The 25,051-nt window shown below is 65.8% G+C and carries 28 protein-coding genes; 14 read left to right on the top strand and 14 right to left on the bottom strand.

Translation table 11 applies throughout. From position 1 onward, the window contains the following. A partial coding sequence (locus AL3_RS17570) for a hypothetical protein (protein WP_169795764.1) occupies positions 1-285 on the bottom strand: 285 nt, incomplete at its 3' end. A 152-nt stretch (positions 286-437) separates the two neighbouring features. Between AL3_RS17570 and AL3_RS17565 the strand changes: the two genes are divergently transcribed. After that, entirely contained in the window at positions 438-884 is a 447-nt protein-coding gene (locus AL3_RS17565) for a MepB family protein (RefSeq protein WP_066303542.1), read from the top strand. Here AL3_RS17565 and AL3_RS17560 read toward each other — a convergent pair. From AL3_RS17560 to AL3_RS17525, 8 genes are all read right to left on the bottom strand, one after another. After that, positions 881-1,651: an alpha/beta fold hydrolase gene (locus AL3_RS17560; RefSeq protein WP_066303541.1), complete on the bottom strand. Its 771-nt coding sequence runs from the start codon at positions 1,649-1,651 to the stop codon at positions 881-883. The two genes, AL3_RS17565 and AL3_RS17560, sit on opposite strands and share 4 nt — an antisense overlap. An 81-nt stretch (positions 1,652-1,732) precedes the next feature. Next, complete coding sequence (locus tag AL3_RS17555) at positions 1,733-2,587, bottom strand: aldo/keto reductase (protein WP_066303540.1); 855 nt, start codon at positions 2,585-2,587, stop codon at positions 1,733-1,735. A gap of 61 nt (positions 2,588-2,648) precedes the next feature. Then, on the bottom strand, positions 2,649-3,416 hold the full coding sequence (gene chcB2, locus AL3_RS17550; RefSeq protein WP_066303538.1) for a cis-4-hydroxycyclohexanecarboxylate dehydrogenase: 768 nt from the start codon (positions 3,414-3,416) through the stop codon (positions 2,649-2,651). Next, complete coding sequence (gene chcC2, locus AL3_RS17545; RefSeq protein ID WP_066303536.1) at positions 3,413-5,188, bottom strand: 4-oxocyclohex-2-ene-1-carboxylate 5-dehydrogenase; 1,776 nt, start codon at positions 5,186-5,188, stop codon at positions 3,413-3,415. Before chcC2 ends, chcB2 begins: the two co-directional genes overlap by 4 nt. Positions 5,189-5,285: 97 nt before the next feature. Continuing rightward, complete coding sequence (locus tag AL3_RS17540; RefSeq protein ID WP_083521880.1) at positions 5,286-6,686, bottom strand: MFS transporter; 1,401 nt, start codon at positions 6,684-6,686, stop codon at positions 5,286-5,288. Next, on the bottom strand, positions 6,683-7,012 hold the full coding sequence (locus AL3_RS17535) for a Dabb family protein (protein ID WP_066303529.1): 330 nt from the start codon (positions 7,010-7,012) through the stop codon (positions 6,683-6,685). The genes AL3_RS17540 and AL3_RS17535 overlap by 4 nt, the downstream gene beginning before the upstream one ends. Next, positions 7,009-8,664 carry a 4-oxocyclohexanecarboxylate 2-dehydrogenase gene (gene chcC1, locus AL3_RS17530; protein ID WP_066303527.1) on the bottom strand — a complete coding sequence of 552 codons (1,656 nt, stop codon included), beginning with the start codon at positions 8,662-8,664 and terminating at the stop codon, positions 7,009-7,011. The genes AL3_RS17535 and chcC1 overlap by 4 nt, the downstream gene beginning before the upstream one ends. A 146-nt stretch (positions 8,665-8,810) precedes the next feature. Further along, the gene (locus tag AL3_RS17525; protein ID WP_066303524.1) at positions 8,811-9,608 is read right to left on the bottom strand and encodes an IclR family transcriptional regulator; all 798 of its coding nucleotides are present in this window, start codon (positions 9,606-9,608) and stop codon (positions 8,811-8,813) included. Positions 9,609-9,743: 135 nt separating this feature from the next. Between AL3_RS17525 and chcB1 the strand changes: the two genes are divergently transcribed. Together chcB1 and AL3_RS17515 are read left to right on the top strand one after the other, a co-directional pair. Further along, positions 9,744-10,562 carry a trans-4-hydroxycyclohexanecarboxylate dehydrogenase gene (gene chcB1, locus AL3_RS17520; protein ID WP_083521881.1) on the top strand — a complete coding sequence of 273 codons (819 nt, stop codon included), beginning with the start codon at positions 9,744-9,746 and terminating at the stop codon, positions 10,560-10,562. A gap of 216 nt (positions 10,563-10,778) precedes the next feature. Beyond that, positions 10,779-11,555, top strand: coding sequence for a carboxymuconolactone decarboxylase family protein (locus AL3_RS17515; RefSeq protein WP_066303521.1), 777 nt, complete (start codon positions 10,779-10,781; stop codon positions 11,553-11,555). Here the strand turns inward: AL3_RS17515 and AL3_RS17510 are convergent. Both AL3_RS17510 and AL3_RS17505 read right to left on the bottom strand, forming a co-directional pair. Then, a complete protein-coding gene (locus AL3_RS17510; protein ID WP_066303518.1) occupies positions 11,552-11,764 on the bottom strand; it encodes a hypothetical protein in 213 nt (70 codons plus the stop codon). The two genes, AL3_RS17515 and AL3_RS17510, sit on opposite strands and share 4 nt — an antisense overlap. Positions 11,765-11,814: 50 nt before the next feature. Further along, on the bottom strand, positions 11,815-12,543 hold the full coding sequence (locus tag AL3_RS17505; protein WP_066303516.1) for a helix-turn-helix transcriptional regulator: 729 nt from the start codon (positions 12,541-12,543) through the stop codon (positions 11,815-11,817). A gap of 218 nt (positions 12,544-12,761) precedes the next feature. Between AL3_RS17505 and cynS the strand changes: the two genes are divergently transcribed. From cynS to AL3_RS18605, 8 genes are all read left to right on the top strand, one after another. Then, complete coding sequence (cynS, locus tag AL3_RS17500; RefSeq protein ID WP_066303514.1) at positions 12,762-13,214, top strand: cyanase; 453 nt, start codon at positions 12,762-12,764, stop codon at positions 13,212-13,214. Between the two features lie 10 nt (positions 13,215-13,224). Further along, positions 13,225-14,052, top strand: coding sequence for a formate/nitrite transporter family protein (locus AL3_RS17495; RefSeq protein ID WP_066303512.1), 828 nt, complete (start codon positions 13,225-13,227; stop codon positions 14,050-14,052). 276 nt (positions 14,053-14,328) lie between these two features. Further along, positions 14,329-15,528, top strand: coding sequence for a DUF8173 domain-containing protein (locus AL3_RS17490; protein ID WP_066303509.1), 1,200 nt, complete (start codon positions 14,329-14,331; stop codon positions 15,526-15,528). A 234-nt stretch (positions 15,529-15,762) separates the two neighbouring features. After that, complete coding sequence (locus AL3_RS17485) at positions 15,763-16,038, top strand: hypothetical protein (RefSeq protein ID WP_066303507.1); 276 nt, start codon at positions 15,763-15,765, stop codon at positions 16,036-16,038. 179 nt (positions 16,039-16,217) lie between these two features. Further along, the gene (locus AL3_RS17480) at positions 16,218-17,636 is read left to right on the top strand and encodes a cryptochrome/photolyase family protein (RefSeq protein ID WP_066303505.1); all 1,419 of its coding nucleotides are present in this window, start codon (positions 16,218-16,220) and stop codon (positions 17,634-17,636) included. A gap of 147 nt (positions 17,637-17,783) precedes the next feature. Continuing rightward, positions 17,784-18,266, top strand: coding sequence for an ABC transporter ATP-binding protein (locus AL3_RS18245; RefSeq protein ID WP_083521878.1), 483 nt, complete (start codon positions 17,784-17,786; stop codon positions 18,264-18,266). Positions 18,267-18,537: 271 nt separating this feature from the next. Beyond that, the gene (locus tag AL3_RS17470; protein WP_161599331.1) at positions 18,538-19,086 is read left to right on the top strand and encodes a hypothetical protein; all 549 of its coding nucleotides are present in this window, start codon (positions 18,538-18,540) and stop codon (positions 19,084-19,086) included. Beyond that, positions 19,087-19,503 carry a hypothetical protein gene (locus AL3_RS18605; RefSeq protein WP_157075287.1) on the top strand — a complete coding sequence of 139 codons (417 nt, stop codon included), beginning with the start codon at positions 19,087-19,089 and terminating at the stop codon, positions 19,501-19,503. A 110-nt stretch (positions 19,504-19,613) separates the two neighbouring features. Here the strand turns inward: AL3_RS18605 and AL3_RS17465 are convergent, their stop codons facing one another. The 3 genes from AL3_RS17465 to AL3_RS17460 all read right to left on the bottom strand — a co-directional run bounded on the left by AL3_RS17465 (position 19,614) and on the right by AL3_RS17460 (position 22,157). Beyond that, a complete protein-coding gene (locus AL3_RS17465; protein ID WP_066303496.1) occupies positions 19,614-20,618 on the bottom strand; it encodes a hypothetical protein in 1,005 nt (334 codons plus the stop codon). A 185-nt stretch (positions 20,619-20,803) separates the two neighbouring features. Then, positions 20,804-21,328, bottom strand: a complete 525-nt coding sequence (locus tag AL3_RS19145; protein WP_370665541.1) for a helicase associated domain-containing protein — start codon at positions 21,326-21,328, stop codon at positions 20,804-20,806. A 178-nt stretch (positions 21,329-21,506) separates the two neighbouring features. Next, entirely contained in the window at positions 21,507-22,157 is a 651-nt protein-coding gene (locus AL3_RS17460) for a Fic/DOC family protein (protein ID WP_066303494.1), read from the bottom strand. A gap of 340 nt (positions 22,158-22,497) precedes the next feature. On the opposite strand from AL3_RS17460, the gene AL3_RS17455 reads away from it, so the two are divergent. From AL3_RS17455 to AL3_RS17445, 3 genes are all read left to right on the top strand, one after another. Next, positions 22,498-23,976: a fumarylacetoacetate hydrolase family protein gene (locus AL3_RS17455; protein ID WP_066303491.1), complete on the top strand. Its 1,479-nt coding sequence runs from the start codon at positions 22,498-22,500 to the stop codon at positions 23,974-23,976. A gap of 8 nt (positions 23,977-23,984) precedes the next feature. Further along, positions 23,985-24,716, top strand: a complete 732-nt coding sequence (locus AL3_RS17450) for a GntR family transcriptional regulator (protein WP_246168385.1) — start codon at positions 23,985-23,987, stop codon at positions 24,714-24,716. After that, positions 24,709-25,051 (top strand): aldehyde dehydrogenase family protein (locus AL3_RS17445; RefSeq protein ID WP_157075286.1); only part of this gene is annotated, 343 nt, incomplete at its 3' end. The genes AL3_RS17450 and AL3_RS17445, both read left to right, overlap by 8 nt.

The raw sequence follows: 25,051 nt of genomic DNA, 5'->3' as shown, positions 1-25,051 counted from the left end.
GGGCGAAACCATCACGCTGTTCTCCGGTCCCATCATGTTGCTGCGGTCCAGGTCCGCCCCGGGACCATTCGCGTACTCGGCAGAACAAGCAACGAACGGTTCGTACACGGCTGTCTCGGGGTCATCTTCGATTCCAGGAAAACCGGCGTCCGACGCCGGTGAGACGGCAAGGTCCACGGTCGATGATTCCGGGCCGGGCTCCGCCGCGAAGTCATTGGATCCGGGGCTGGACAACGTGCCGATTCCGAGGGCGAAGCCGCCCACAATCGACAGGCCAACGACCATTCCTGCTGACGGTTTCCTGATCATGACGGCTCCCCCGAACCTTTGCGTCGCGCCCCACCGGCGCAACGAGCCGAGTCTAGCGGACGGCAAGGGAACTCCCGCTGCAGTAGGAGCACGTCGTTGTGGCAGATGGGAACGCATAGAGTTCTAGAGTGAATTTCCGTGCGTTCAGCCGCTTCATCGACTTTGCACCTTCTCCGACCAATGCGCTGGTCATCCAGGTTGAAGAACAGAACAGCGACTACGAATCTGGCGTCGCGAGCCTCGGGGAGGAACACTGGCGAATCCGCACCGCCCGGATCACGCCGACGAAGCCGGGCGCTTTCGTCGCAGTATGGACCCGCAGCGAAGGCGGATCACCCAGGCCGTTCTCCGCTGAGGAGTCGTTGGCCGGTTTGCTCGTCTTTGTGGAGGACCGGGACCGGTTCGGGGTCTTCCAATTCACCCCGGCGCACCTGGTCTCGGCCGGCTATGTCAGCTCTGATATGCATCCCGGCAAGCGTGGTTTCCGCGTCTATCCCGCGTGGTGCAGCGACCTCAATCCCCAGGCGTCCCGTACTCAGCGAGTGCAGGCAGCTGCGTTCACAGAGCTGGGTTAACGAAGCTGCTGCAGGAATTCCCGGACGACGGCGCTGATCAGCGCCGGGCGCTCGGCGAGCAGTCCGTGGGTGGCGCCGGGGACGATGCACAGCTGCGCACCCGGAATGGACGCCGCGATCAGCAGACTGTGGTCCGGCCGGATGGTGTCCCGGTCCCCGGACATGATCAGCGTCGGGGCTTTAATCCCTCCCAGGTCCGCAGGGTCGATGTGCGGTTCTTCGGTCCAGAGCCGGAACAGCTTGGCCAGAACGGCATCGGCGTGCGCCGGCCCGTCCGGGGACAGCCGCTCGTAGTGCATCCGCTCGACGTCGGGCTTCGGCTCTTCCTTGGGCGCTTCGTGCACCGGGGGCCCGAGCACCGGCAGCCCGCCGCCGTCGTCGTTGGAGGTCTTGAAAGCTGAGGGATCCAGGTTCGCGCTGATGGAGATCAGGGAGCGGACCCGTTCCGGATGGTGCAGGGCCAGCAGCAGCCCGAGGATCGCGCCGTCGCTGTAGCCGAGGACATCCACCGATTCCAGGCCCTCCGCATCGAGGTAAGCCACGGTGTCGGCGAGGCCGCGCTCGTAGCTGTAGCCGCCGTCGATATCCGCTGACCGGCCATGCCCGGGGCGTTCGAACGCGAACACCTGCCGCTCCCCCGCCAGCGCATCGGACTGTGCCTGCAGCGATTCCAGCGAACAGAATCCGCCGTGCAGGAACAGGATGGGCGGCCCCTCGCCGGCCACCTCGGAGTAGAGATCGACGCCGTTGATCCGGTGGTAAGTCATGTGTTCCTGCCGTGGGTCGGGGCCGGTTTCAACCCATCCGGCGGCGGGCTTTGTGACCGTCGGATATTACCACCGGGGCGCTTACTTCCCGCTGAACACCGGGAACCGGCTGGACTTGCCGTAGTCGTTCATCCGCAGGTGGCGGAGGGTGTCCAGGTCCTGTCCGGAGATGGTGAAGTCGACCTCAGCGTTGCTTCGCATGTGCTCCGGATTCGCCGTCTTGGGCAGCGGCACGGTGCCCAGCTCCAGCGCGTACCGGATGCACAGCTGCGGGACGGTCACCCCGTACCGCCCGGCCATGGCGGTGACGTCCGGGTTCTTCAGCATTTCACCGTGAGCTATGGGCGAGTACGCCTCAATGAGGATGTTCCGTTCCGCGCAGTAGTCCAGCAGCGCCTCCGGGGTGTTGCCGACGTGGACCAGGATCTGGTTGACCTGCGGTGCCACGGTGGCGGCGGAGAGGATGTTCTCCAGGTCCGGCTGTTCAAAGTTGGAGACGCCGATGGAGCGGAGCTTGCCTGCCGTGTGGGCCTCTTCCAGCGCCCGCCAGGCCTCCCGGTTGCCCTCGGCGTAGGAGCCGCCGCGCCAGTCGCTCCACGGTTGGGGGCTGTGGATCAGCATCAGGTCCAGGTAGTCCAGGCCCATCACGGTGAGGGACCCGTCGATGGCGGTGACGGCGTCCTGATAGTCCTTGATCTCGGCGGCCAGCTTGCTGGAGACGAACAGCTCCCCGCGGGGCACCCCGCTGGTGCGCACGCCCTCCCCCACCCCGTGTTCATTTCCGTAGGCCTGCGCGGTGTCGATGTTGCGGTACCCGATCCCGATGGCGTCCCGCACGGCCTGGGCCGCGGCGTCAGCCTGGATGAACCAGGTGCCAAGTCCAAGCTTCGGGATCGGCAGTCCGTTGGCCAGGGTGTAGGTCTCGTTCAGGATCATTTCTCCTGCTCCTCGGGATTGGCGGAACTGCTGGGGCTTCCTCCGCCATGGTCCTCCGGTTCTACTGCGCCGTATACCCTCCATCGACCGGCCACACGGCTCCGGTGACAAAACTGGCTGCATCGGAGGCGAGGAAGCAGATCACCTCAGCAATTTCCTCCGCGCTGCCGAGCCGCCCCATCGGCTGCCGGGCGAGGATCTGCGTCCGGACGGATTCGTCCAGTGCGGCCAGCAGCGGCGTCTCGGCATACCCGGGCGCCACAGCGTTCACCCGGATCCCGGTGGGCGCGTAGGTCAGCCCGGCGGACCGGACCAGGTTGGCGGCACCGGCCTTCGCGGCGGAGTACGGACCGGAGCCGGCCTGACCTACCAGCCCGAGGATCGAGGAAACCGCGACGACGGCGCCGCTTCCCTGGGCGGACATGTAACGCAGCGCGTGTTTCATTGACAGGGCCACTCCTGTGAGGTCGATGTCCAGCACCCGCCGCCAGTGTTCGGCGTCCAGTTCATGCAGCGGGCCTTTGGATTCCGGGATCCCGGCGTTGGCCACCAGGATGTCCACCGAACCGCCCAGCCCGGCGGCCTCCGCCATCAGCGCGGCCACGGAATCCTCGTCCGTAACATCCGTGCGGACGGCGTGTGCCCGGCGGCCTTCGGCAGTAAGCGCGTCCGCCACCGCAGCCGCACCGGGGCTGATGTCCCCGATAACCACGAAGGCTCCGCGGCGGGACAGCATCCGGGCGGTGGCTGCGCCAATCCCGCCGGCAGCGCCGGTTACGACGGCGGTGCGGCCGGCGAACGGCCCCGCCGCCGCAGCGGCGTCTCTCATGCGCCGCCCTTCCGGGAGTTTCCGGATCCGGCACGGCTGTTCCCGGCCGCCAGCCCGGCGATGTCCCGGCCCATGCGGTAGCCGAAGACCAGGGCGGGCCCGATGTGCGATCCGTAGCCCGGGTAGCCGCCGCCGAAGACCGAGACAGCGGACGCACCGACGGCGTACAGCCCGGGAACGCGGGTTCCGTCGGCCCGGATCACGGCTGAGTGACTGTCGACGTCGATTCCGGCAAACGTGCCCAGGTCCCCCATCCTGACCTTCACCGCGTAGTACGGCCCCTTGTCCAGCGGCGCCAGGTTGGGGTTGGGCTTGTGTTCCAGGTCCCCGCGGAAGTGGTTGTACGCGGTGGAACCGCGGCCGAACTCCGTGTCCACGCCGGCGAGCGCATCCCGGTTGAACCGGGTGATCGTCTCCGCCAGCCCTTCGGCGTCGACGCCGATCCGCCGGGCCAGGTCGGCAACGTTTTTGCCCTTGTGCAGGAAGCCCGTCCGGTAATAGAAGGTGCGCGGAATGGGCCACGGTTTCGCGAAGCCCACGCCGTATTTGTGCATCAGCTTCGCGTCACCGACCACCCAGGCGTAGGTGGACTCCTGGTCCTCGTGGTGCTTGAGCATCGCCCCGCCGAAGTCGTGGTAGCTCAGCGCCTCGTTGCCGAACCGTTTGCCGTAGCGGTCAACCGTGATCATGCCGGGCAGGCCGATCTGGCGCAGGTGCGGGAACAGCCGCCGGGTGCCGCTGAGCAGGTGCCGGAACACGGTGACCGGAGCCCAGGAACCCACCGACGAAACGTCGGCATTGATCCCGCCGCCGGCGGACATCGCCAGCCGGGCAGAGGACCCGTCGTGGCCCTGGGTCGGGGTGAAGTGCTCGGTCCCGTCGCGGTCATGCGGGAAGTACTGGGCGCGCAGTTCGCGGTCCCCGGAGAATCCTCCGCCGGCCAGCACCACTCCCAGCCGGGCCGTGACTGTTCCGGCGTGGGACCCGCCCAGCACCGCCCCGGTCACCGCGCCGCCGTCGTCCTTGATCAGTTCCAGCACCGGGGTGTCCGTCCACACCCGCACCCCGGCGTCCAAGGCGGACTTCACCATGCGGGTCATCAGGGCGGAGCCGTTGGTCCGTTTGAGCGGCTGCCGGTGCAGCGCGATGTCCGTCCAGGTCTTCAGCAGCTTGACGGCCACGTAGGTGAAGGACTTGACCGACTGGTTCGCGTGCAGGAACTGGCTGAGGTCCGGCCCCACCTGCGGCATGTACCCGAAGACGGTGTAGGAGCTCAGGTAGGGCTGCAGCTCGCGGCGGCGGTCCCCCAGAATCCGGGCGTCGGCGTCGGCAGGCAGGATGGCCCGTCCGCCGAGCTTCGCGCCCGGGAGGTCCATCTGGTAGTCCGGCGCCTTCTCGGGATAGCTGAAGACGACCTCCGTGTGGTTCTCGAAGAACTCGATGGCCTCCGGCACGGTGTCCAGGAACCCAGCCACCCCGGACTCGTTGTAGGTCTCCGGGGCCAGCTCCTGTAGGTACTGCTCAGCTTCGGCCCGGGTGTCTCCCACGGCGGAAGCTCCCTTCGGGTTGCCCGGCACCCATGCCCAGCCGGCGGACAGGGCGGTGGTGCCGCCGAAGTGCGGGGATTTCTCCGCCACGATCACGGTCAGCCCCTCGTGCGCCGCCTTAATGGCAGCCGCCATGCCGGCGGCCCCGGAGCCGACCACGAGCACGTCGCATGTGGACTGCGCTGCGGGGGCGGAGTGGGAGGAAGGGGTTGGACTGGTACTCATGGTGATCTCCTTGCGTGGGCACCGCCCGCCGGCAGGTCCGCCTGCCGGTGTGGTGTCCGTGTGGTGTGGATGGGGCCGGGGTCAGGGCCGGCCGGGGTCAGGGCCGGCGGGTGGCCTGCAGGTAGGGTCCGCCGAGTTCCTTGATCGGGGTGTGGGCGGTTTCCCGGGAGCTGAGGACGGCACCGGCGGCTATGAGGGCGCAGAGGCCGCCGAACACGGCCACCGGTATCCAGCCGAAGGCGCCCTCGGCCAGCAGCAGTCCGCCGATCATGGGGCCGAAGCCGGCGACGACCAGCCCAAGCTGGTTGCCGATGGCCATCCCGGAGTAGCGGACCGGGGCGGCAAACAGCTCTCCGAAGAAGGAGGTCCAGACGCCGTTGAAGCCTGAGTACAGCACGGTCATAAACAGCACGGACACGGCGAAAACGATCCAGATGTTGCCGGTGCCCAGGGCCAGGAAGTAGAGGAAGATGCAGCCGGCACAGCCCAGCATGGAGGTCAGCATGACCGGCCGGCGCCCAATCCGGTCGGAGAGCCGGCCGGCCAGCGGCATGGCGGCCATGGACAGGCCGATCGCCACCGCGTTGACGGTGAGGATGGACGTCCGTTCGAAACCGCCCTGGTCGGTGGCGTAGGAGAGGCCGAAGACGGTGAACACGGTCTGCATCACGGAGAAGATGGACATCAGCAGTACCCGCAGCACGTCACCGCCCTGGTATTTCAGGACCTCGCGGGCCGGGAGTTTCCGAACGGCTCCGGCCTGGGCGACTTCCTCTTCGAACACCGGTGTTTCATCGAGTTTGGTGCGGACCCAGAAGGCCAGGGCCAGGACGGCGACGGAGAGCAGGAACGGCACCCGCCAGCCCCAGCTCATCAGGTCCTCCTCCGGCAGGGCGGAGATTGGAATGAAGACGAGGGTGGAGAGCACCATGCCGGAGGCGTATCCGGTCATCACGAAGGAGGTGAAGAATCCGCGCCGGCCTTCCGGTGAGTGCTCAATGGTCAGGGAGGAGGCACCGGCGGATTCCGCGCCGGCTGAGAATCCCTGCGCCAGGCGCCCGGCGACCAGGAGCACGGTGGCCCAAATCCCGATCTGTTCGTAGGTGGGCAGCAGCCCGATCGCCAGCGAGGCTCCGCCCATCAGCAGCAGGGTGAACAGCAGGACGTTCTTGCGTCCGATCCGGTCGCCGAAGTGGCCCATGACCATACCGCCCAGGGGACGGGCAATATAGGCGACGCCGAAGGTGGCGAATGCGGCGATGGTGGCGACCGCCGGGTTGGCGGTGGGGAAGAACAGCTGCGGGAAAACCAGCGCGGCCGCGGTGCCGTAGATGAAGAAGTCGTAGTACTCCAGTGTGGAGCCGAGGAAGGAGGCGAGCGCGGCCTTGCGCGGGGTCCGGGGTGGTTCGTGGCCCGCCGCGGCATCGGCGGAGCCGGTCTTCCGGGCTTGGGGCGGGGCTTCGCCGGGGCGGAGGGCCTTGGGCAGGGGAAGACTCATGAGATGTCCTTTGCGCTTGGATCCAAGGCTGGATCGTCCAGTTCGAAGTCCACGTAGGCGAGGTCCTGCACGTTGGGCAGGGAGAACGGCTTGATGGCCTCGTGGAGGGGGTGGGTGTTGTAGACAGCGATGTCCGCACGGGTGGTGAAGTCCGCGATGATGACGTGGTCCCAGGACCGGTCGGTGTGCATGATGTCCGGACCGTGAACGAGCCGGAGCATCCCGGGGATGTTGTCCCGCATGGCGTCCAGGCCTGCGGTCCACTGCTCGCGGATGGCCGGTGTGAAGGAGTCCTTCCAGCGGAACATCACGATGTGCCGGATCATGCGGAGACCATCCGGGCCGGGGCGAAGGCGGCGGGTTGCCCGGCCAGCCGGCGGCCGGCCAGGTAGGCCATGGTCATCAGCGGGCCGAGCGTGGCGCCCGCTCCGGGGTAGCCGGCGGAGTAGGGGCTTTCGGTGGTGTTGCCGGCGGCGAACAGTCCGGCGATCGGTTCGCCGTCGACGTCGAGCACCTGGCCGGTGCCGTTGGTGGCCAGCCCGCCGCAGGTGCCGAAGGCACCGTTGACCACTTCCAGCGCGTAGTACGGCCCGTACTGGAGCGGGCCCAGGGAGGGATTGGGCCAGGCGTTGTCCGCATCGCCCCAGTAGCGGTCGTATCCCGAGGAGCCGCGGCCGAAGTCCGGGTCTGCCCCGGCCAGTGCGTGGGCGTTGAACCGGGAAACGGTGGCTTCCAGGGCGTCTCCCGGAACCCCGATCCGCACCGCGAGCTCAGTCAGGGTTGGGGCTTCGACGAGCCAGTCAGGGGTGCGCTGACCCGCCCGGTGGTCCAGGATTCCATAGCGTTCCAGGTAGGACTGGTCGAAGACCACGTGGGCGGGGGTGTTCAGCGTCTGGTTGTTCGCCGAGTCCCAGGACTGCAGCACCCGGGCGAGGTCGTTGTAGTTCTGCGCCTCGTTGGCGAACCGGACACCGTGGCGGTTCACCATGATGGAACCCGGCCCCTGCCGTTCGAACCGCAGCAGCGACCCGACCGGTTCGCCGTCCCGCACCCCGCCGGTGAAGGACATAGGCGCCCACCACGCCTCGCGGGTGCCGCGGGTCATGGCTCCGACGCGCTGGCCCATCTTCAGGGCGTCTCCGGTGTTCGACGGCGGTGAGCACATCGTGACCAGGCGGCTGGCCAGCATCGAGTCGGCCAGCGGCCGGTCCCACTCGAACCCGCCGGCGGCCAGCACCACCCCGGATCCGGCGCTGATCTCCGTGCCGTCCTCGAGCCTCACTCCGGTGATCCTGCCACTGCCGGTCAACAGCCGTTCGGCGCGGGCCTCGACGGCCAGGTGCACGCCGTTCCGCTGGCAGGCTGCCACCAGCATGGCGACCAGGGCGTGCCCCTTGGCGGCGATCCCGGCTTCCTGCCGGGCAGTGAGCTGGTCCCAGGGGAACGCGGTGAAGGCTCCCCACTGCTCATACTCCTGCATGGTGTACGGGTGGCGGCCGTCGGTGCGGATGTGCGCGGCCAGGCCGCCGAGGGCTTCGCGGTAGTTGAACAGTTCAGGTTCCACGGTGCGGCCGCCGGGCACAGCACCCGGGAGGTCCTGCCGGTAGTCCGGAAAGTTGTTCAGGAAGATGAACCGAACGTCCAGCTCCTCCTCGGCGAAGCGCAGCATGGTGTCCCCGTGTTCGAGGGCCGCGTCCATCAGCTCCGCCCGGCCGAGGCCACGGGCCACGGCCTCCACATACCGGCGGCCGTCGGCCTTGGAGTCACTGATGCCGGCCTGGCGGGCATAGTGGTTGTCCACCACCCACAGCATTCCGCCGGAGACGGCGGAGGTCCCGCCCAGCAGGGCGGATTTCTCCAGCACCAGGACGGATTGGCCGGCGGCGGCGGCAGTGGCGGCCGCGGTCAGCGCCGCGGCTCCTGAACCCACGACGACGACGTCATAGTGGCCTGCGTTCTCACCGTTGAGGATGCGCATGGGTGGTCCCTTCGATCGGACGGGTGCAGTGGAAACTGCTCGTTCGATCGTGACAGGGGTCACACACGGTTCGGCGAGGGTGTTCCATTCATTCGAACCCCTGCTCCGTTGAACGGAGCGGCAGCTTCTGAGCCCGCGAGGGCGGCTCAGCTGGCGGACGGAACGCTGCGGCGCTGCATCCCCGGCGCGGCCGGCACGTAGCCAAGGCGGCGGGTAATGGCCCGGGAAGCCATCTTCAGCTGCGGAACGATCGCCGGCAGGGCCTCCTGACCAAGCGGGACGATCACCGTCAGCCCGGCCACCACCTGGTCCCGCCGCGCAAAGATGGGAACTGAGATCCCGCTGGATTCCTCAACAATGATCCCGGCCATCGAGCAGAAACCGGACTGCCGGACCGCAGCCAGGACGCCGCGCAGCTGCTCGGGATCGGTGACGGTTGCTTCGGTCAGCTTTTCCAGCCGCCGGTGCAGGAACCGGTCCTGCTCCTCCTCCGCCGCATGGGCCATAAAAACCAGTCCGGCGGAGCAGCCGTGCACCGGCAGCCGGCCGGCAACCCGGGTGATGTTCACCGTGGACGCGTCGGAGGCGAGGCGTTCGATGTAGAGCACATCCGTCCCTTCAAGGACTCCCAGCGAGACGTGGTGGCCGCTGTGCGCCAGCAGGTCCTCCATCACCGGCAGGGCGGCTTCGCGGAGGTTCGCCGCGCGGGATCCGCGGCTGGCCAGCTCCCAGAGCCGGTGCCCGTGGCGGACCCGCTTTTCGGCGTCGCGCTCCAGCAGGCCCTCCACTTCAAGCTCCGCGACCAGCCGGTGAACCGTGGAGACCGGGAGGTTCGCCTCCCGGGCCAGCTTCCGGAGCGGGAGCGCCGGCTCCTCGTCGGTGAAGGCAGCCAGCAGGCGCACCACGCGGTTAACCACGGATTCCCCCGAGGGTGAGTTGGCCACCGTGCCACCTTTCGCAGATCCTGCACCGGTGGAGCCGTGCGCTACTCTGCACTGGCTCCAAAACGTGATCCCGATCATACCGTTGAATGGAACGGGTCCTCTGTGGTGCGCTGCCGGACTTCTACTGTGGCGGTCATGAGCGAGAACATCTCCAGCCCACATCCACACACGCCTCCGGCGGGACCAGCCCCTGCCGCGGGCCGGGCGGCCGGCAAGGTCGCACTGATTTCAGGGGCCGCCCAAGGCATGGGCGCTTCGCACGCGCGGATGCTCGCCGCCGAGGGGGCCAGCGTGATGATCGCGGACCTGCAGGAAGAGGCAGGGAGGGAACTGGCCCGCGGCATCAACGACGCCGCCGGCCGGAAGGCCGCTGCATTCTCCCGGCTGGACGTGACCAGCTTCAGTGACTGGCTGGCCGCCGTCGAATCCACCGTCCGCCAGTTCGGCGCCCTGCACATCCTGGTCAATAATGCCGGAATCTACACTCCGGGCAACGCAGAGGATGCCAGCATCGAGGACTGGAACCGCACGATCAACATCGATCTGACCGGCTCGTTTCTCGGCATGAAGGCGGCCGTGCCGCAGCTGCGCAGGAATGAGTCCTCCTCCATCATCAATGTGTCCTCGATCGCCGGCCTGGTGGGCTTCAAGAACCGCGCCGCGTACGCCGCTGCGAAGTGGGGGGTGCAGGGGCTAACGAAGACGTCTGCGCTCGATTTCGGCCCCGATGGAATCCGGGTGAACTCGATCCATCCCGGGTCCGTGGAGACCGCGCTGACCGCCGGACTGCGGCGCGGCGTCGGGCAGATTCCTGCCGGCCGGGCCGCGCAGGTGGAGGAGATCAGCTCACTGGTGCTGTACCTGGCCTCGGACGAGTCCCGGTTTGTCTCCGGCGCCGCCATCGCGATCGACGGCGGCGAAACCGCGGGCAACAACCTGCGCCAGGATGCCTGAAGCCGGCTCCCGCCGGCACCAGCGGACCGTCCAATGAGATGCTGCGTCCGGCGATCGGTCCGGGGTGCTGGCGCGGCGCCGCCGGGGCGTGCTTGCATGGGAGGAGGGCCGCAATCGCTGGGCCTGCTTGTCACAACAGCCCGCGCCTGACAGTCCCCGCATCCCAGCGTCCCTATATCCCAGCGTCCCCTGCATGTCAGGGCCAAGGAGCGCATCATGGATGGATCGGATTCCGGTTCCGGTTCCCCTTCCCGCCGGGAGCAGGCCGAGGCAACCTATGCGCGGCTGTTCGGTCCGCGGGACCCGGACGCCCACCAGGACGATCCGGAGCTGATGGAGATCCTGCGCGGCTTCATTTTCGGCGATGTCTTCGGCACCGGCGTGCTGGATGACCGGACCCGGGAGCTGATCACGGTCACCGTCCTCGCGTGCCTGCAGACCATGCCGCAGCTAAGCGCCCACACCGCCGCGGCGCTCCGCGTGGGTGTGGCGCCGGTGCAGATCCGCGAAGCGGTGTACCAGCTGGCACCATTCATCGGTTTTCCCCGCACCCTCAACGCCGTCGCCACGGTCAACGGAGCGTTCCGCGACCATGGCATCTCGCTGCCGCTGCCAGCGGAAGGAACGGTCGACGACGCCGGCCGGTACCAGCGCGGGCTCGCCGAACAGGAGCCGCTGTACGGCACGGAGATCAAGGACAACCTTGCCGACCTGCCGCAGCCGTTCAACGAGGCCCTCCCCCGGTTCCTGACCGAGTTCTGCTTCGGAGACTTCTACACCCGCGGCGGCCTCTCCCTCGCGCAGCGTGAACTGTTTGCGCTCTGTGCCCTGGCTGCGATCGGCGACACCTCCGCCCAGCTCGGCCCGCACGGCCGCGCCTGCCTCCAGGTGGGCAACTCCAAGACGGTGATCATCGCAGCCCTGGTCCACTGTTTTCCCTACATCGGTTTCCCTCGGGCTATGGCTGCTATCCGTGCGGTGAAGGACCTTTAGGTCCGGTACCTTGATCCGCCACGATGGGCCATCGACGGCGCGACCGGCTCCGGCGCCCGCCACACCACGATCAGCACAGTGGCGATCGGCCCCAGCAATATCGACACGAGGAACCAAATCCACCGCGACCGGTTCTTCTGCTCAGCCAGGCCCGCATTGATCACCGCAAGCGTGAACCAGAAAGTGCCTGAACTAACGTAGTTATCCATCGGGCCACCCAATCACAAAAGGTGAGGGATCCTTCAGCTGGCCAGAAGGCTCAAACGGACGACGCCGGCACCTGGCTGGGAGCCACGCCGTAGCGCTGCCGGAAGGCGCGGCTGAAAGTGCCGGGGTCCTGGAATCCCGACGCCAGGCACGCGGTCTGCACGGCAGACCCCTGCGCCAGCAGGGTACGGGAATGTTCCAGCCGGGCACGGCGGATTTCGGCCGCCGGTGACGTCCCGGCCTCGGCGAAGACCGCCTGCACCGAACGGACCGAAAGATGCGCACCGGCGGCGAGTTCCGCCGTCGTGAATTCCGGATCCGTAAACCGGGCTTCGATGGTTCGGAGCATGGACCCGCGGAGCTCGGCCCGGACCTGCACCGCAGGCGTCCGGGGCGCCGGTCCGCGGCTGCGCAGTTCCCGCACAATCTGCGTCTGGGCCCGCGGCTGGGGGCTGAAGCTCAGGAGCGTGCCGAGGCCGCTCCCCATACTGCGGGTGGTCCATTGCACCGGGCGCGCGTCCCCGGCGCGGGTCACGAACCACTCCGACGCCGGGGCGGAACCGGCCGAGCCGACAATCGGGCACTCGTGTTCCGGGTACGGGGATCCGTCCGGGCGGCGGCAGTGCAGGAGGTCATGGCTGGGACCGCCAACGACGTCGTCCTCTCCCCGGTAGCCCAGGAACCGGATCGCAGCCTTGTTCGCCAGGGACACGAGACCCTCCTGGTCGATGACCCACAGCGGAACCGGCGCCTCGCGGACCACCTGTGTCAGCAGATCCATCTCCGGTCCTTTCCTGTGGTTTTCAAACGGCTCCCGGTTCTACACCGTACGAGGCCCGGAAGGCGGACCCGTTGCCTGGTTGTTTCGCGCAGGTAAAAGGGTGGGCTCGCTGCGTTTTTTGCCGACTGGTCTTCGCAAAAAGCCTGGGTCCGGCGCTCGGCCGCCTTCTACGTTGATGCTGCGGCAAGTGCCGGAATGCAACTCAGGAGGAGATCGAAATGACTCATTGGAACACGACACGAGACCAGGCCACGCTCAAGGTGCGCAGCGCCGTCGCCCGTTCGGATTCCTCCTGGGCGGAGATTGCCGAGCAGCTTGACCGGCCGCTGCTGTGGACCATCGCCGCGCTGCTCGGTTCGCATCCGGTGCCGGCTGAACTGGCGGAGAAGGCGGGCGAGCTGCTGGAGCTGGACGCGGACACCGTGCTGGCCCTGCAGGAACAGCCGTACCGGATTGCCGGGGACTCGCTGAAGGATGATCCCACGATTTACCGCTTCTATGAGCTGCTGGCGGTGTACGGCCCGGCGCTGAAGGAAGCCATCCACGAGGAGTTCGGCGACGGCATCATGAGCGCGATCAACTGCAACGTCGAACTGACCCGGCGCGAAGATCCCGAAGGCGACCGCGTCCGCGTGATCATCGACGGCAAATTCCTGAAGTACCAGTGGTAGGGGGACGGCGATGAGCTATGTGATTCCGAAGGACTTCGCGGTCCGGATGATCGACGCCGGGCACTCCAAGGTGATGCTCTCCACCCGGGACACCCTGATCCGCAGCTACATGGCCGGTGCCATCCTGGCCCTCGCCGCGGCGTTCGCCGTCACGATCAGCACGCAGACCGGCTCACCGCTGCTCGGGGCGATCCTGTTCCCCGTGGGCTTCTGCATGCTGTACCTGATGGGGTTCGACCTGCTGACCGGAGTGTTCACGCTGGTGCCGCTGGCCTGGCTGGACAAACGCCCGGGCGTCACCTGGAACTCGATGCTGCGGAACTGGGGACTGGTATTCGTCGGCAACTTCGCCGGCGCGCTGACCACTGCCCTGCTGATGGCGATCGTCTGGACCTACGGATTCTCCTCCGAAGTCAGCGAGGTGGGCCAGGCGATCGGGCACATCGGCGAGGGCCGCACCGTAGGTTACGCGGAACACGGCGCAGCGGGGATGCTCACCCTGTTTGTGCGCGGGGTGCTGTGCAACTGGATGGTCTCCACCGGCGTCGTCGGCGCGATGATGTCCGACAGCCTGCCCGGCAAGGTGATCGCCATGTGGATGCCGATTATGCTCTTCTTCTACATGGGCTTTGAGCACTCGGTGGTGAACATGTTCCTGTTCCCGATCGGCCTGATGCTCGGCGGCGAGTTCACGCTGATGGACTACCTGATCTGGAACGAGATTCCCACGGTGCTCGGGAACCTGGTGGGCGGCCTGACGTTCGTCGGCCTGATGATCTACGGGACGCATGCCCGGACGGCGCCGGGACGGCAGTTCGCGGCGAAGGTGAAGGTTTAGGTTCACAAGTACGACGACGGCGCGGGCCGGCACCGGGAGTTGGGGCTCCCAGGTGCCGGTCCGTCCCGTCTGCTGGGAACCGGCGGGAATTATGCCGAGCGGCGGCAGCCGGGCCCGCCGCCCCTATTGTGCGGGAGCTATCTGCTGGACACTGATGATAATGACCCCGGGACGACGGCACCGGTTTGCGCACCGGCCCCACGTTCCGGGACGCCGCTGCAGACAGCCCTCCGATGAGGACGATCAGGCGCACCCAGGTACCGGAAAGGCATTCCGATGAGACTTCCTTCTCCCTCACGGCGGGCTTTCTCCGCAATTCTCGCCGCCGTCATTCTGCTTCTTCTCACGGGGACCGGCGCATTCGCTTCTTCCCCGGCGTCCAGCCCGCAGTTCTTATCCACTGCGGTAACGAACGACGGGTCTGGCCCGCAGTACTACAGCGGACTGAACATCGACGTCCGGGACGACGTTTCCGGGGACGTGTACGCGTCGGGACAAAGAATCACGATCAGCGGAAACGTCACAGGGGATGTGATCGCAGCCGGCCAGACGATCACCATCACCGGAAACGTTGACGGAAACGTGCGCCTGGCCGGGCAGGACGTGACCATCAGCGGCGACGTTACGCGCAGCGGCACCATCTTCGCGTCGACTGTCGATGTCACCGATACCGGCTCCTTCGGGAACGATCTGGTGGGCGCCGCGGGCGATATCTCCATCGCCGGCGCGATCGGCCGTGATGTCCAGGTCGGCGTCGGGGATCTGACCATCGACGGGACTGTCGGCGGCAACCTGACGTACAACTCCAACGAAGATGCGGACATCGCCGACGGCGCGGTCAGTGGCACCATCGAGCGCATCGCGCCGCAGCCCGACCGAGAACCGTCGCCGGGTGAAAAGTTCGTTGGATGGCTCCTCGGGCTGCTCTATGCGCTGGTCGCCTTGAGCCTCATCACGGTGCTCGCAGGCTGGCTCTTCCCCCGTCTGCTGCAACGTGTCACCGACCGCTTGGTGCCCCAACCCTGGAAAGCCCTGCTGGTCGGCTTCGTGGCATCGATCGCCATTCCGTTTGCTGTGCTGATCCTTCTGGTCACGGTCATCGGGGCGCCCGTCGCGCTGGCAATCCTGCTGGTATGGATCGTGCTCACGCTCGCGACCTTCGTCTTTGCTGCCTATTACATCGGCAGGCTCATCTTCCGCGGGAACCAGCATCCTGTGATCAAGGCGCTCGTCGGGGGCCTCATCCTCATCGTTGCGCTGCATGTTCCGTGGCTCAACATCCTCGTCTGGCTGGCCATGGTGTTCTTTGGTCTCGGTGCGCAGCTTCTGGCTATCTACGACCGGCGTCCCTGGCGGCGCGTAAGCGAACAGCCGCGGGATGGCTACGGCCCGGGCGCAGGTCCGGAGAGCGGGCCCAGGTACGACGGCGGACAGCCCCCGCCGCCCCCGGTTCAGCCGCCTCCCCCGGTTCAGTAATCCCGGCCGGGGGGCACGCCAGGCCCCGCGGGCACGCGAAGTGAGCGGACCGCGCCGGCCGCCCAGACGCGAAGGCTCCGCTGACGTCGTCTCCGCGCCCCTTCCAGGATGCGCGTACTGTACTCAGCCAGCCCCAGCGGCTGGGATACTTGCGGGGCCGCTGCCCGGATTCGGGTTTCCAAGTCGAGATCATTCATGTGGGTGACGCCTTCCTGACAGAAGCTTTACCCATACATGGCCGCAGACCTCGCGATTGTCCACGTCTACACCGCCGTGCTGGCGCTGGGGACTATCGGAGCCATGGCCGCGGGACTCGTCCTGGCCCTGCGGGAGCAGGTAGCCCAGGCCTCGGGCACGAACGCCGCCGGACGCACTTTGGTGGCGCTGCCGTCGTTCTCCCTGCCCGACGGAGCGGCAGCGGCGGTGCTGGTGTTCGCTGCCCTGGTGACGGTGATGACCGTAGCCCGGAAGTTCGGTCCGGCCTCGGCCAGCGGACCCGAAGGGTATTAGTGGCTGAGCCTGCCCCTGGACCGGCGGCCGATGGTGATCGGCCGGCTGGCTGCCGGTGGGCGGGCGCGTCGATGCTGTATCTGCCAATTTGGATGGGTGTTCCCTACCCAAAGTGGAGGCGCGGGACCGATGCCAGGGTCCACGGATAGGGTCGTGTTATCCAAAGAAAGGACCTGCCCGTGGTTTCCATCGCTTGGCTCCGCGACGATCTGCGCACAGCTGATAATCCTGCCCTCCTGGCCGCAGCGCACGACGGCGGCGCGGTAGCCCTCTATGTTCTGGATGAGGAATCACCGGGCATCCGACCGCTGGGCGCAGCCGCCAAATGGTGGCTGCATCATGCGCTGCAGGCCCTGCGGCATGATCTTGAAGCCCTGGGCATTCCGTTGGTCCTGTTACGGGGGCCAGCCGGCGACGTCGTTCCTGCGTTCACGCAGAAGGTAGACGCGGAGCGGGTCCTCTGGAATCGGCGCTACGGCGGGCCGGAGCGGGAGGTCGACACTGCGGTCAAGGAGTGGGCGGCGGGCGCGGAGGTGCAGGCGGAGAGCTTTCAGGCGTCGCTACTGCATGAACCCTGGACCGTGCGTACGGGCAGCGGCGGACCGTACCGCGTTTTCACGCCCTTCTGGCGAACCGTGTCCGCAATGGATTTCCGGGCGCCCTTTCCGGCTCCGGACAAGAGTGCGGCTCCGCCGGACGGCATCCCCGCTGGGGAGGACCTTCAGGACTGGGACCTGCTGCCGCTAAATCCGGACTGGGCGACCGGGTTGGCGGAAGCCTGGGACCCGGGCGAGGAAGCGGGCTTGTCCGCACTCAGCGACTTCCTGGCCGGACCGGTGCAGGATTACGACGACGGTCGCGACCGCCCAGCGAAGCCCGGAACCAGCCGGCTCTCCCCGTACCTGCGGTGGGGGCATGTGAGTCCGTTCCAGGTGTGGCATGCGCTGTCCCGTGTGCGCGGGAACGGGCCCGGGCCGGATGTGTTCGGCACCGAAATTGGCTGGCGTGAGTTCTGCTGGCACCAGCTCTTTCACAACCCGGATTTGGCCACCAAGAACCTGCGGCCCGCGTTCGACGGGTTCCCCTGGGAACATCCGGAGGGCTCCGGACCGCGCACCCCGGCAATCCTGCGGGGGAAGGCGGCGCAAGCGCCGTCGGAATCCCGGTCTGATGGCCTGGATCCCCTCGATGCGTGGAAGGCCGGGTTGACAGGAATTCCGCTGGTCGACGCCGGCCAGCGGCAGCTTTGGAGCATTGGCTGGATGCACAACCGGGTGCGGATGGTCGCCGCCAGCTTCCTGATCAAGAACCTGGGCATCCACTGGCGGGTGGGTGAGGAATGGTTCTGGGAGACCTTGGTGGACGCAGACCCCGCGAGCAATCCCGCCAACTGGCAGTGGGTCGCGGGCTCCGGCGCGGACGCAGCACCGTTCTTCCGGATCTTCAATCCCCAGACACAGGCAAAGCGCTTTGATCCCCAAGGTGAGTACGTCGCCCACTGGGTGCCGGACGCGCTGACTCCCGCCTATCCCGAGCCGCTCGTGGACCTGTTGGAGTCCCGCCGGCACGCGCTTGACGCGTACGAGAGTATTCGCTGAGCCGCACAGTCACCGTTGCCGGGATCGACCTGCCCGTCTACTACGCCACCCGCATCCCGCGGTGCTCGGCCGCAGGCACGTCCCCTGGAACACTGACATGATCACCATCGCTGGGACGCAGTCGACGGCGAGGTCCGGGCCCACGGGCTGCCGGCCAACGAGGACGCGATCCCGTTTCGCCGCCAGGTCGCCGCCCTGTTCGACGAGGACGCGTTCTTCCCCTCCCTCTCCCTGCGCGAGCACCTGCAGCTGGTCGCCCGCGGCCACTCGGTCCCGGACCCCGACGCAGCCGTCGACGCCGAACTGGACTTCTTCGCGCTGCAGGAGCGGGCCGACGCCGTCCCCGCCTCCGTCTCCTCCGGCCACCGCCGCCGGCTGCTGCTAGCATCCGCGCTGATCCGTCCCTCCTCGCTGCTGATCCTGGACGAACCGGAGCAGCGCCTGGACCCCGCCATGCGTGAACGCCTGGGGACGAGGATCAAGGCCTATGCCGACGCCGGCGGCACGGTCCTGCTGGTCATCCACGACCCGGCGCTGCTGCTGGCCACCGCGCACCGCTGCCTGCTGATTGACGACGACGTACGGGAGATCGCGCCCGAGCGCGCCGCCGCGGAAATCGCCGGACGCTGACGCATGACTTCCGAGGCGCTTGTCCGAGGTATTGGGCACCGCAGGTCCATAGCCCTGCGCCGGCTCATCGCGAGCTCCAGATGTCAGGTTTCCCTGCGAGGCTCATAATCCGTTCTCCCTGGTGAGGTGTTGCCTCCAGGTTTAGGACTTGCGTTGTGACCAGAGTGCCGCTTCTTCCCGCTTCGCCTCTGAGGGTGGTGGCACAACCGGTCCATTTCGGACGATTGTTTTAGGTATAGTCTGCAAGATGACGGACCGCCGCAGAGACACCGTGCTCAGCATCACCCCCACCAACGGGGGATACGAAGTTGTCTATATGACAAACCAAGGGCTGAAGCGCGAGCGGGTTGAGTCCAAGGAAGCCGCTCACGCGTTCATCAGGGCACTCCCGAACGATGACGTCTCCGATCGGTTCATGCAGCGGCGGAACAGCGTAGAGACAAAAGCCAAAAAGCTGGAGCAGGATAGGTCGAAGAGTATCCAACTTCGCGCTGTAGCCTTGTCGCTGTTATCTGTTCTCGCCGCGTCGCTTGCGCTCTTCACAGGTGCTCAGCTCCTTGAATCGAGCGAGCTGACCGTAACCACCGCGCTAGCGCTTGGCGTTAGCCTTCTTGCTCTCATAATCACAAACTTCACTAGCCTCTTGCAGGCACGCGCCCTTAGAAGAGAGGCGCAGAACGCCGCGAGGCAGGAGGACTTTCTTTGGGCAGTCCGCGCTTGGGCAGCGACGTCGGCGGATATGCCGATAGAGGTTCGCCTCAGCCATCGCAAGGATCGCACCACCGCAGATATGCGTGATCGAGACTTGGAGAAAATCTAGTTGGCTATCGGAACTTCTCAGGCGAATCCGAGCGAAGCTCCTTCAAGTATCCCGCTGACAAATGGCGAGATCGTTTGGACCGATGATGCCAGTGGCGCAGCGCAAGCGGTCCTCATCGACTACTCCGCCGCCCTTCGTAAACGGGCGGAGGAACATGCTCAGTTGAATCTAAGTGCCTCTGTGTCTACGCACTACGTAGACACAGCGGCCAAGCAACTGCGACTCAAGTCGAACAAACGAAAGGGAGCCGCGTTGTTTGCTAACCTCGGCTCCTTGGCCGCCGGAGGTGGTCTGAGCGCTTTCGTCGCCACCCTCATGACGCCTTCGCCCGACGCAGTAGTTATCTCATTCAGCACGTTCTTCCTGGTTGCCGGCGCAGCCGCTGTGGTTTTCGGATCGACGGACTCCAACAAGTAGGACGGCGTACCCCATCATTTCGTCGCCGTTCCCGCGATAACGAGGCTAGTCTCAACCAGTAGAGATCGTTGGCCTGACCATCCAGCAGACTCCAATACATGCACCACCTTTCAGTAGTCCATATTGTCGACTATGGCCTGGCGATGCTCGAAGTATCCCACTAGTTCCTCAAATTCATTTCTCTCGCGAGCTTCATCTACCAGTGCTCGAAAATCAGAATCGAACCGCACATCGAGACCTGAAGAAATCCACTGCATGGCCTCAGGAAGTTCCGATCGCATCCAAGAATCTATTTTGTCAAAAAGGTTAAAGACCTCTTCAATCGTGGATTCAGATCCTGGGAGGAACGAAAAGCGCGGGCTGTCCCTCACCTTTGTAAGTCCGACTGGAATCGCTCCAATGTCCGGTGCTTGGAGATAGATTGTGGCTGCATGTCCCTTTTCGAATCCGCCGTGTGAGTAGGGGTTGCGCCACCGCTCCACGACCGCGGTTAGACGACTGCGGTATTGAGTTCCACCATTCACCTGGCGCAGCACCCGATCGAACTTCTCACCCCAGCGTGAGCCGATGAACGATGTTAAGTTGTCCACCCCGGGATCAAAGTTAGAAAAAGCCAATGCCAACACTAGGTCGTGCTCCAGTCTGCTGAGGTACGCCGTTATGGCGGCAATCATGTCGTGGAAGGCATTTAGCTGCATCTCGATTTTCCCGCTCTGGAAGGTCCATGCGCGTGCGAGCCCTTCAGGCAGTTCGCCCTCCCCATACTCGATGCTGGTGTCTTCGACCACGACGGGGTCAAGCGCACGGGAGCGAAAATATGAATAGGCCCTGTCCAATGACAAGTGTTGATTCACGACAATGGCGCGGCCGTCCCCGAGCATCTGTGGAGCTGCGGCTAGGAGGTCCTTCTCCACAACTCGAGTCGCGGCACGAAGCTGTGTCTGGATTTCGGTAAGAAGCTTTTTGTCTTCATCTTCTGTTAGATCAGCCGGAATATAGAGTCTCAGCCCAAACTTTTCGTGTGCTAGCGACGCACCGACTCCCTTGTACGCAAAGAGAGCCCACCACTCAACCTTCTCGCGGGGCCCACCAATCTGAAAGCCGGCGAGCCGCAAGGAGTGCGCCAGGAGCCGTGGTACGGGAAATTCGTGGTAATCCAGTGAGTGCCGTTTCGATGCTCGGGATTCATTTGTTTGGCGCGGGCCGAAGTCTCGTAGCGGTCCGCGTTTCAGGACCTCACCGGTCGGGCCATCTCGGAGTGGAAGGTTCATAGATCACAGGATGCCAGTCACAGTCCTGACTAACGAAGCCTGGCGTTTGGGGGAACTACGTCGGACACGTCATATCTGTTCCCCGTCACATGCCATCCAGGTATAAGTTCGTCCAACGAAACTCTCCGAGCCTCGGGCAGTGTTCCTAGTCGGTGACATCGCCGTTGCCTGGTTAGCCAGGTCGCAAGAACTTTCTCAGCGGCGTCCTTCCCTGACTCATAGCTGGGGTACCGAGCATGGTTTCTCACGAAGGACTCTAGCTCTGCTGCCTGCTGCGCCCAGAGCTTGGTTTCGCGGTCCTGTTTGGGTGGTGTCAGCCAACCTGGCAGGTGTTCATTCAAAAACGAAACCTTGCAGGCAGCTAGTTCACCCGCTCGATACCGCTTCCGCTGGTTCTGTAAGAAGCTGTAAAGCTGCTGCTCCCCCTCGAGGTATCCGCGTGGGAATCTTCCGTGGCTCCGTCGGAATTCGGCGAGCTTGCCAGCGCGTTCCTGCCAGGTTGGTTTCCTGGTTCCCAGCCCTCCTCGCGGTAGCTTCGGGTGGTCGTGGAGCATGAGGCGTTGCCCGAAGAGAGCAGGGTTGTGGTTGACCCGGGTGCGGATATGGTCGTAGACCTTCCGGTACGGGACCCTGCATATCTTGGCGATTCGCCGAGGATCGAGTCCTTTGGTCCACATGTAGAACCATTCTTGGCGCGACCAGCGCTGCGGAGCCCAGTTCTCCGTTTCTTCTTCAGCGTTCATGGGTCCCAAGGCTTTGCCCGGGCTGGTACGGGTTTCCTCTCCGCTCAGTGCCTTGTCCTTGCGCCGACTTGTTGAGTGACTCGGTGGCCGGGGCGGGGTAGCTGGCTTTGGACAGATTGAGGTGGACGGTGCTGGTTTCTTTCGTCTGCTCGTTTCCGCGTTCTTTGGTCGCGAGGGCGAAGACGCTGACCAAGGGCAGTGGGTCTAAATAGGGCCGTTCCGGTTTGGGGCGGCTGGCCTCGGAGGTGGCGTTCCACAGATCCCTGTCGACCTGGGAGAAGTCCAGCGTGAATTTGCTCTGCTCCGCGACGTGTTCCATAAAGATTTTGGAGGTCCGCCCGTTGCCTTCCCTGAAGGGATGGGCATGGTTCACGAAACTAAAGAGGGCAGCTGAGCTCATGACGAACTGGTCGGCGTTGAGGTCGGCCCATTGAACCTGTCCTGCGGCTCGCTGGACCTCTTTAAGCATCTGGTCCAGGTCACCGTTCTCAATGTTCGCGAAGCCGGCGGCGTTCTTTCCCATGTTGATAGTTCGGAATTCGCCGGCCCAGTCGTAGATGTCCTGGAAGAGGTGGTGGTGGATGGCCCGGAGGTGATCTGCACCGTAGGTGTGGTCCACCTTGGCCGTGCCGGAGAGCAATTCGCGTTCGCGGACGGCGGTGTAGCCGTATTCGATGGAGCGGAGGGCATCGGGGTCTCGCTCCCCCAGCTTGTCTTGAGGGTCCCGTATCCGGCTTCGTTGATGGTCTCCGGGTAGAAGTAGGAATCCCAGGCCTCAGTCCGCTCCATGGGCTAGGCCTCGTCTGCCTGACGCTGCGTAGCTTCTCTTGGCTGGGCCCGGTTCCTGATGTGTTGCCCGTCGGGCAACGTGTCCCCGACGCATGGCTAGGGACACGCATCATCCACCTACTCGCTTGACGTGACCCACCCCACACGGCACACTGGATCGTATACGATTTCGTACCTGATTCAGGAGTGAGATGTCCACGAGCAGCACTGTCACACCGGAGACCCTGGCCTCAGCCGGCAAGGTCATCGCCGTCCACATCAACTACCCCAGCCGGGCAGCAGAACGCGGACGCACCCCGGAGCAGCCCTCCTACTTCCTGAAGCCCAGCTCCTCCCTCGCACTCACCGGCCGCACGGTGGAGCGCCCGGCAGGCTGCGAACTGCTCGGCTTCGAAGGCGAAATCGCCCTGATCATCGGCAAAATCGCCCGCCGCGTCTCCGTCGAAGACGCCTGGAGCTACGTCGGCGGCGTCACCGCCAGCAACGACCTCGGCGTGTACGACCTCCGCTGGGCAGACAAAGGCTCCAACCTCCGCTCCAAGGGCGGCGACGGCTTCACCCCCGTCGGCCCGGACATCCTGGACGCCGCCGCCGTCGACCCCGCCGCCCTGCGCGTCCGCACCTGGGTCAACGGCGAACTCGCCCAGGACGACACCACCGAAGACCTGCTCTTCCCCTTCGCGCAGCTGGTCGCCGACCTCTCCCAGCTCCTCACCCTCGAACCCGGGGATATGATCCTCACCGGCACCCCCGCCGGTGCCTCCGTGGCAGTCCCGGGCGACGTCGTCGAAATCGAGGTGGACTCCCCCTCCACCGGACAGACCACCGGGCGCCTGACCACCACGGTCACCGAAGGCACGACGCCGCTGGCCGCCTTTGGCGCGCAGCCCAAGGTCGATGACAAGCAGCGCGAAGAAGCCTGGGGCTCCGCCGAAAAGGCGGGCCTCGCACCCCAGGAAGAACCGACGTCGGCCCTCACCCCCGAGCTCAAGGCCAAGCTGGAATCCGTCGCTACCGCCACCCTCAGCTCGCAGATGCGCGCCCGCGGCCTGAACAACGTCTCCATCGACGGCCTCACCGGCACCAAAACCGGCCGCAAGGTCGTCGGCACCGCCCGCACCCTGCGCTTCGTCCCCAACCGTGAGGACCTCTTCAAGTCCCACGGCGGCGGCTACAACGCGCAGAAACGCGCCATCGACACCGTCCGCGACGGCGAAATCCTGGTCATGGAAGCCCGCGGCGAAAAGGGCACCGGCACCCTGGGCGACATCCTGGCCCTGCGCGCCAAGCACAACGGCGCCGCAGCCATCATCACTGACGGCGGCGTCCGCGACTACTCCACCGTGGCCGGCATTGACCTGCCCGTGTACTGCGCCAATCCGCACCCCGCGGTCCTCGGCCGCCGGCACGTTCCCTGGGACACGGACCTCACCATCGCCTGCGGCGGCGCCACCGTCCAGCCCGGCGACATCATCGTGGCCGACGACGACGGCATCCTGGTCATCCCGCCGGCCATCGCCGAGGAGCTGGTGGAGGCCTGCATCAAGCAGGAACACCAGGAAGAGTTCATCGCCGAGATGGTCAAGGCCGGCCACGGCGTCGACGGCCTCTACCCGATGAACTCGGCGTGGAAGGAAAAGTACGAGGCCTGGGCGGCGGAACAGGCGTGAGCCCTTCTTTGCCCAGCAACACAGCCAGCACCAGCAAGGCCGAGCAGGCCTACCAGGCCGTCCAATCCAAAATCGCCTCCGGTGAGTACGGGCCGGGGTACCGCCTGGTGCTCGGCCGGATCGCCGCGGACCTGGGCTGCTCCGCCGTCCCGGTGCGCGAAGCGATCCGCCGGCTGGAGGCCGAAGGACTGGTCCGGTTCGAGCGGAACGTCGGCGCCACAGTCACCGGCATCGACCCCACCGAGTACCTCTACACCATGCAGACCCTGAGCCTGGTGGAAGGGTACGCGACAGCGCTCTCCGCTCCGCTGGTCACGGCAGAGGACCTCGCGAAGGCCAAGGCTATCAACGCGCAGATGCGCGAATGCCTGGAGCACTTCGACCCGGTCCGCTTCACCGTGCTGAACCGGGAGTTCCATTCGGCCCTGTTCACCAACTGTCCCAATCCGCACATCCTGGACCTGGTCCACCGCGGCTGGAACCGGCTGGGCGCGCTGCGCTCCTCCACCTTCAGCTACGTTCCCGGCCGCGCCCAGGACTCCGTCGCGGAGCACGATCACCTGCTGACACTGATCGAGGCAAAGGCCGACGCCGGCACGGTCGAGGCCGCGGCCCGCGCCCACCGGATCGCCACCCTCGATGCGTACCTCAAGCACACCCCGGCTAGCCCGGAACCCCAGACCGCACCACAGACCACCCCCGCCAAGACCACAGCATCAAAGGAGACGCCCCATGGCTGAGCACTACGTTCCGGAAAACCTTCCCACACACATCCAGCACTTCATCAACGGTGAGTTCGTCGACTCGATCAACGGCGCCACCTTCGACGTGCTGGATCCGGTAACCAACCAGAACTACGCCACCGCCGCCGCCGGCCAGAAGGAGGACATCGACGCCGCCGTCGCTGCCGCCCGCGAAGCCTTCGCCAACGGCCCGTGGCCCAAGATGAAGCCGCGTGAACGCGCCCGCATCTTGAACAAGATCGCCGACGCCGTCGAGTCCCAGGAAGCCCGCCTGGCGGAGATGGAAACCTTCGACACTGGCCTGCCGATCACCCAGGCCAAGGGCCAGGCCC

The organism is Arthrobacter luteolus NBRC 107841 (assembly GCF_001552075.1).
GTDB lineage: Bacteria > Actinomycetota > Actinomycetes > Actinomycetales > Micrococcaceae > Arthrobacter_B > Arthrobacter_B luteolus.
This window is presented reverse-complemented; position numbering and strand designations above follow the sequence as displayed.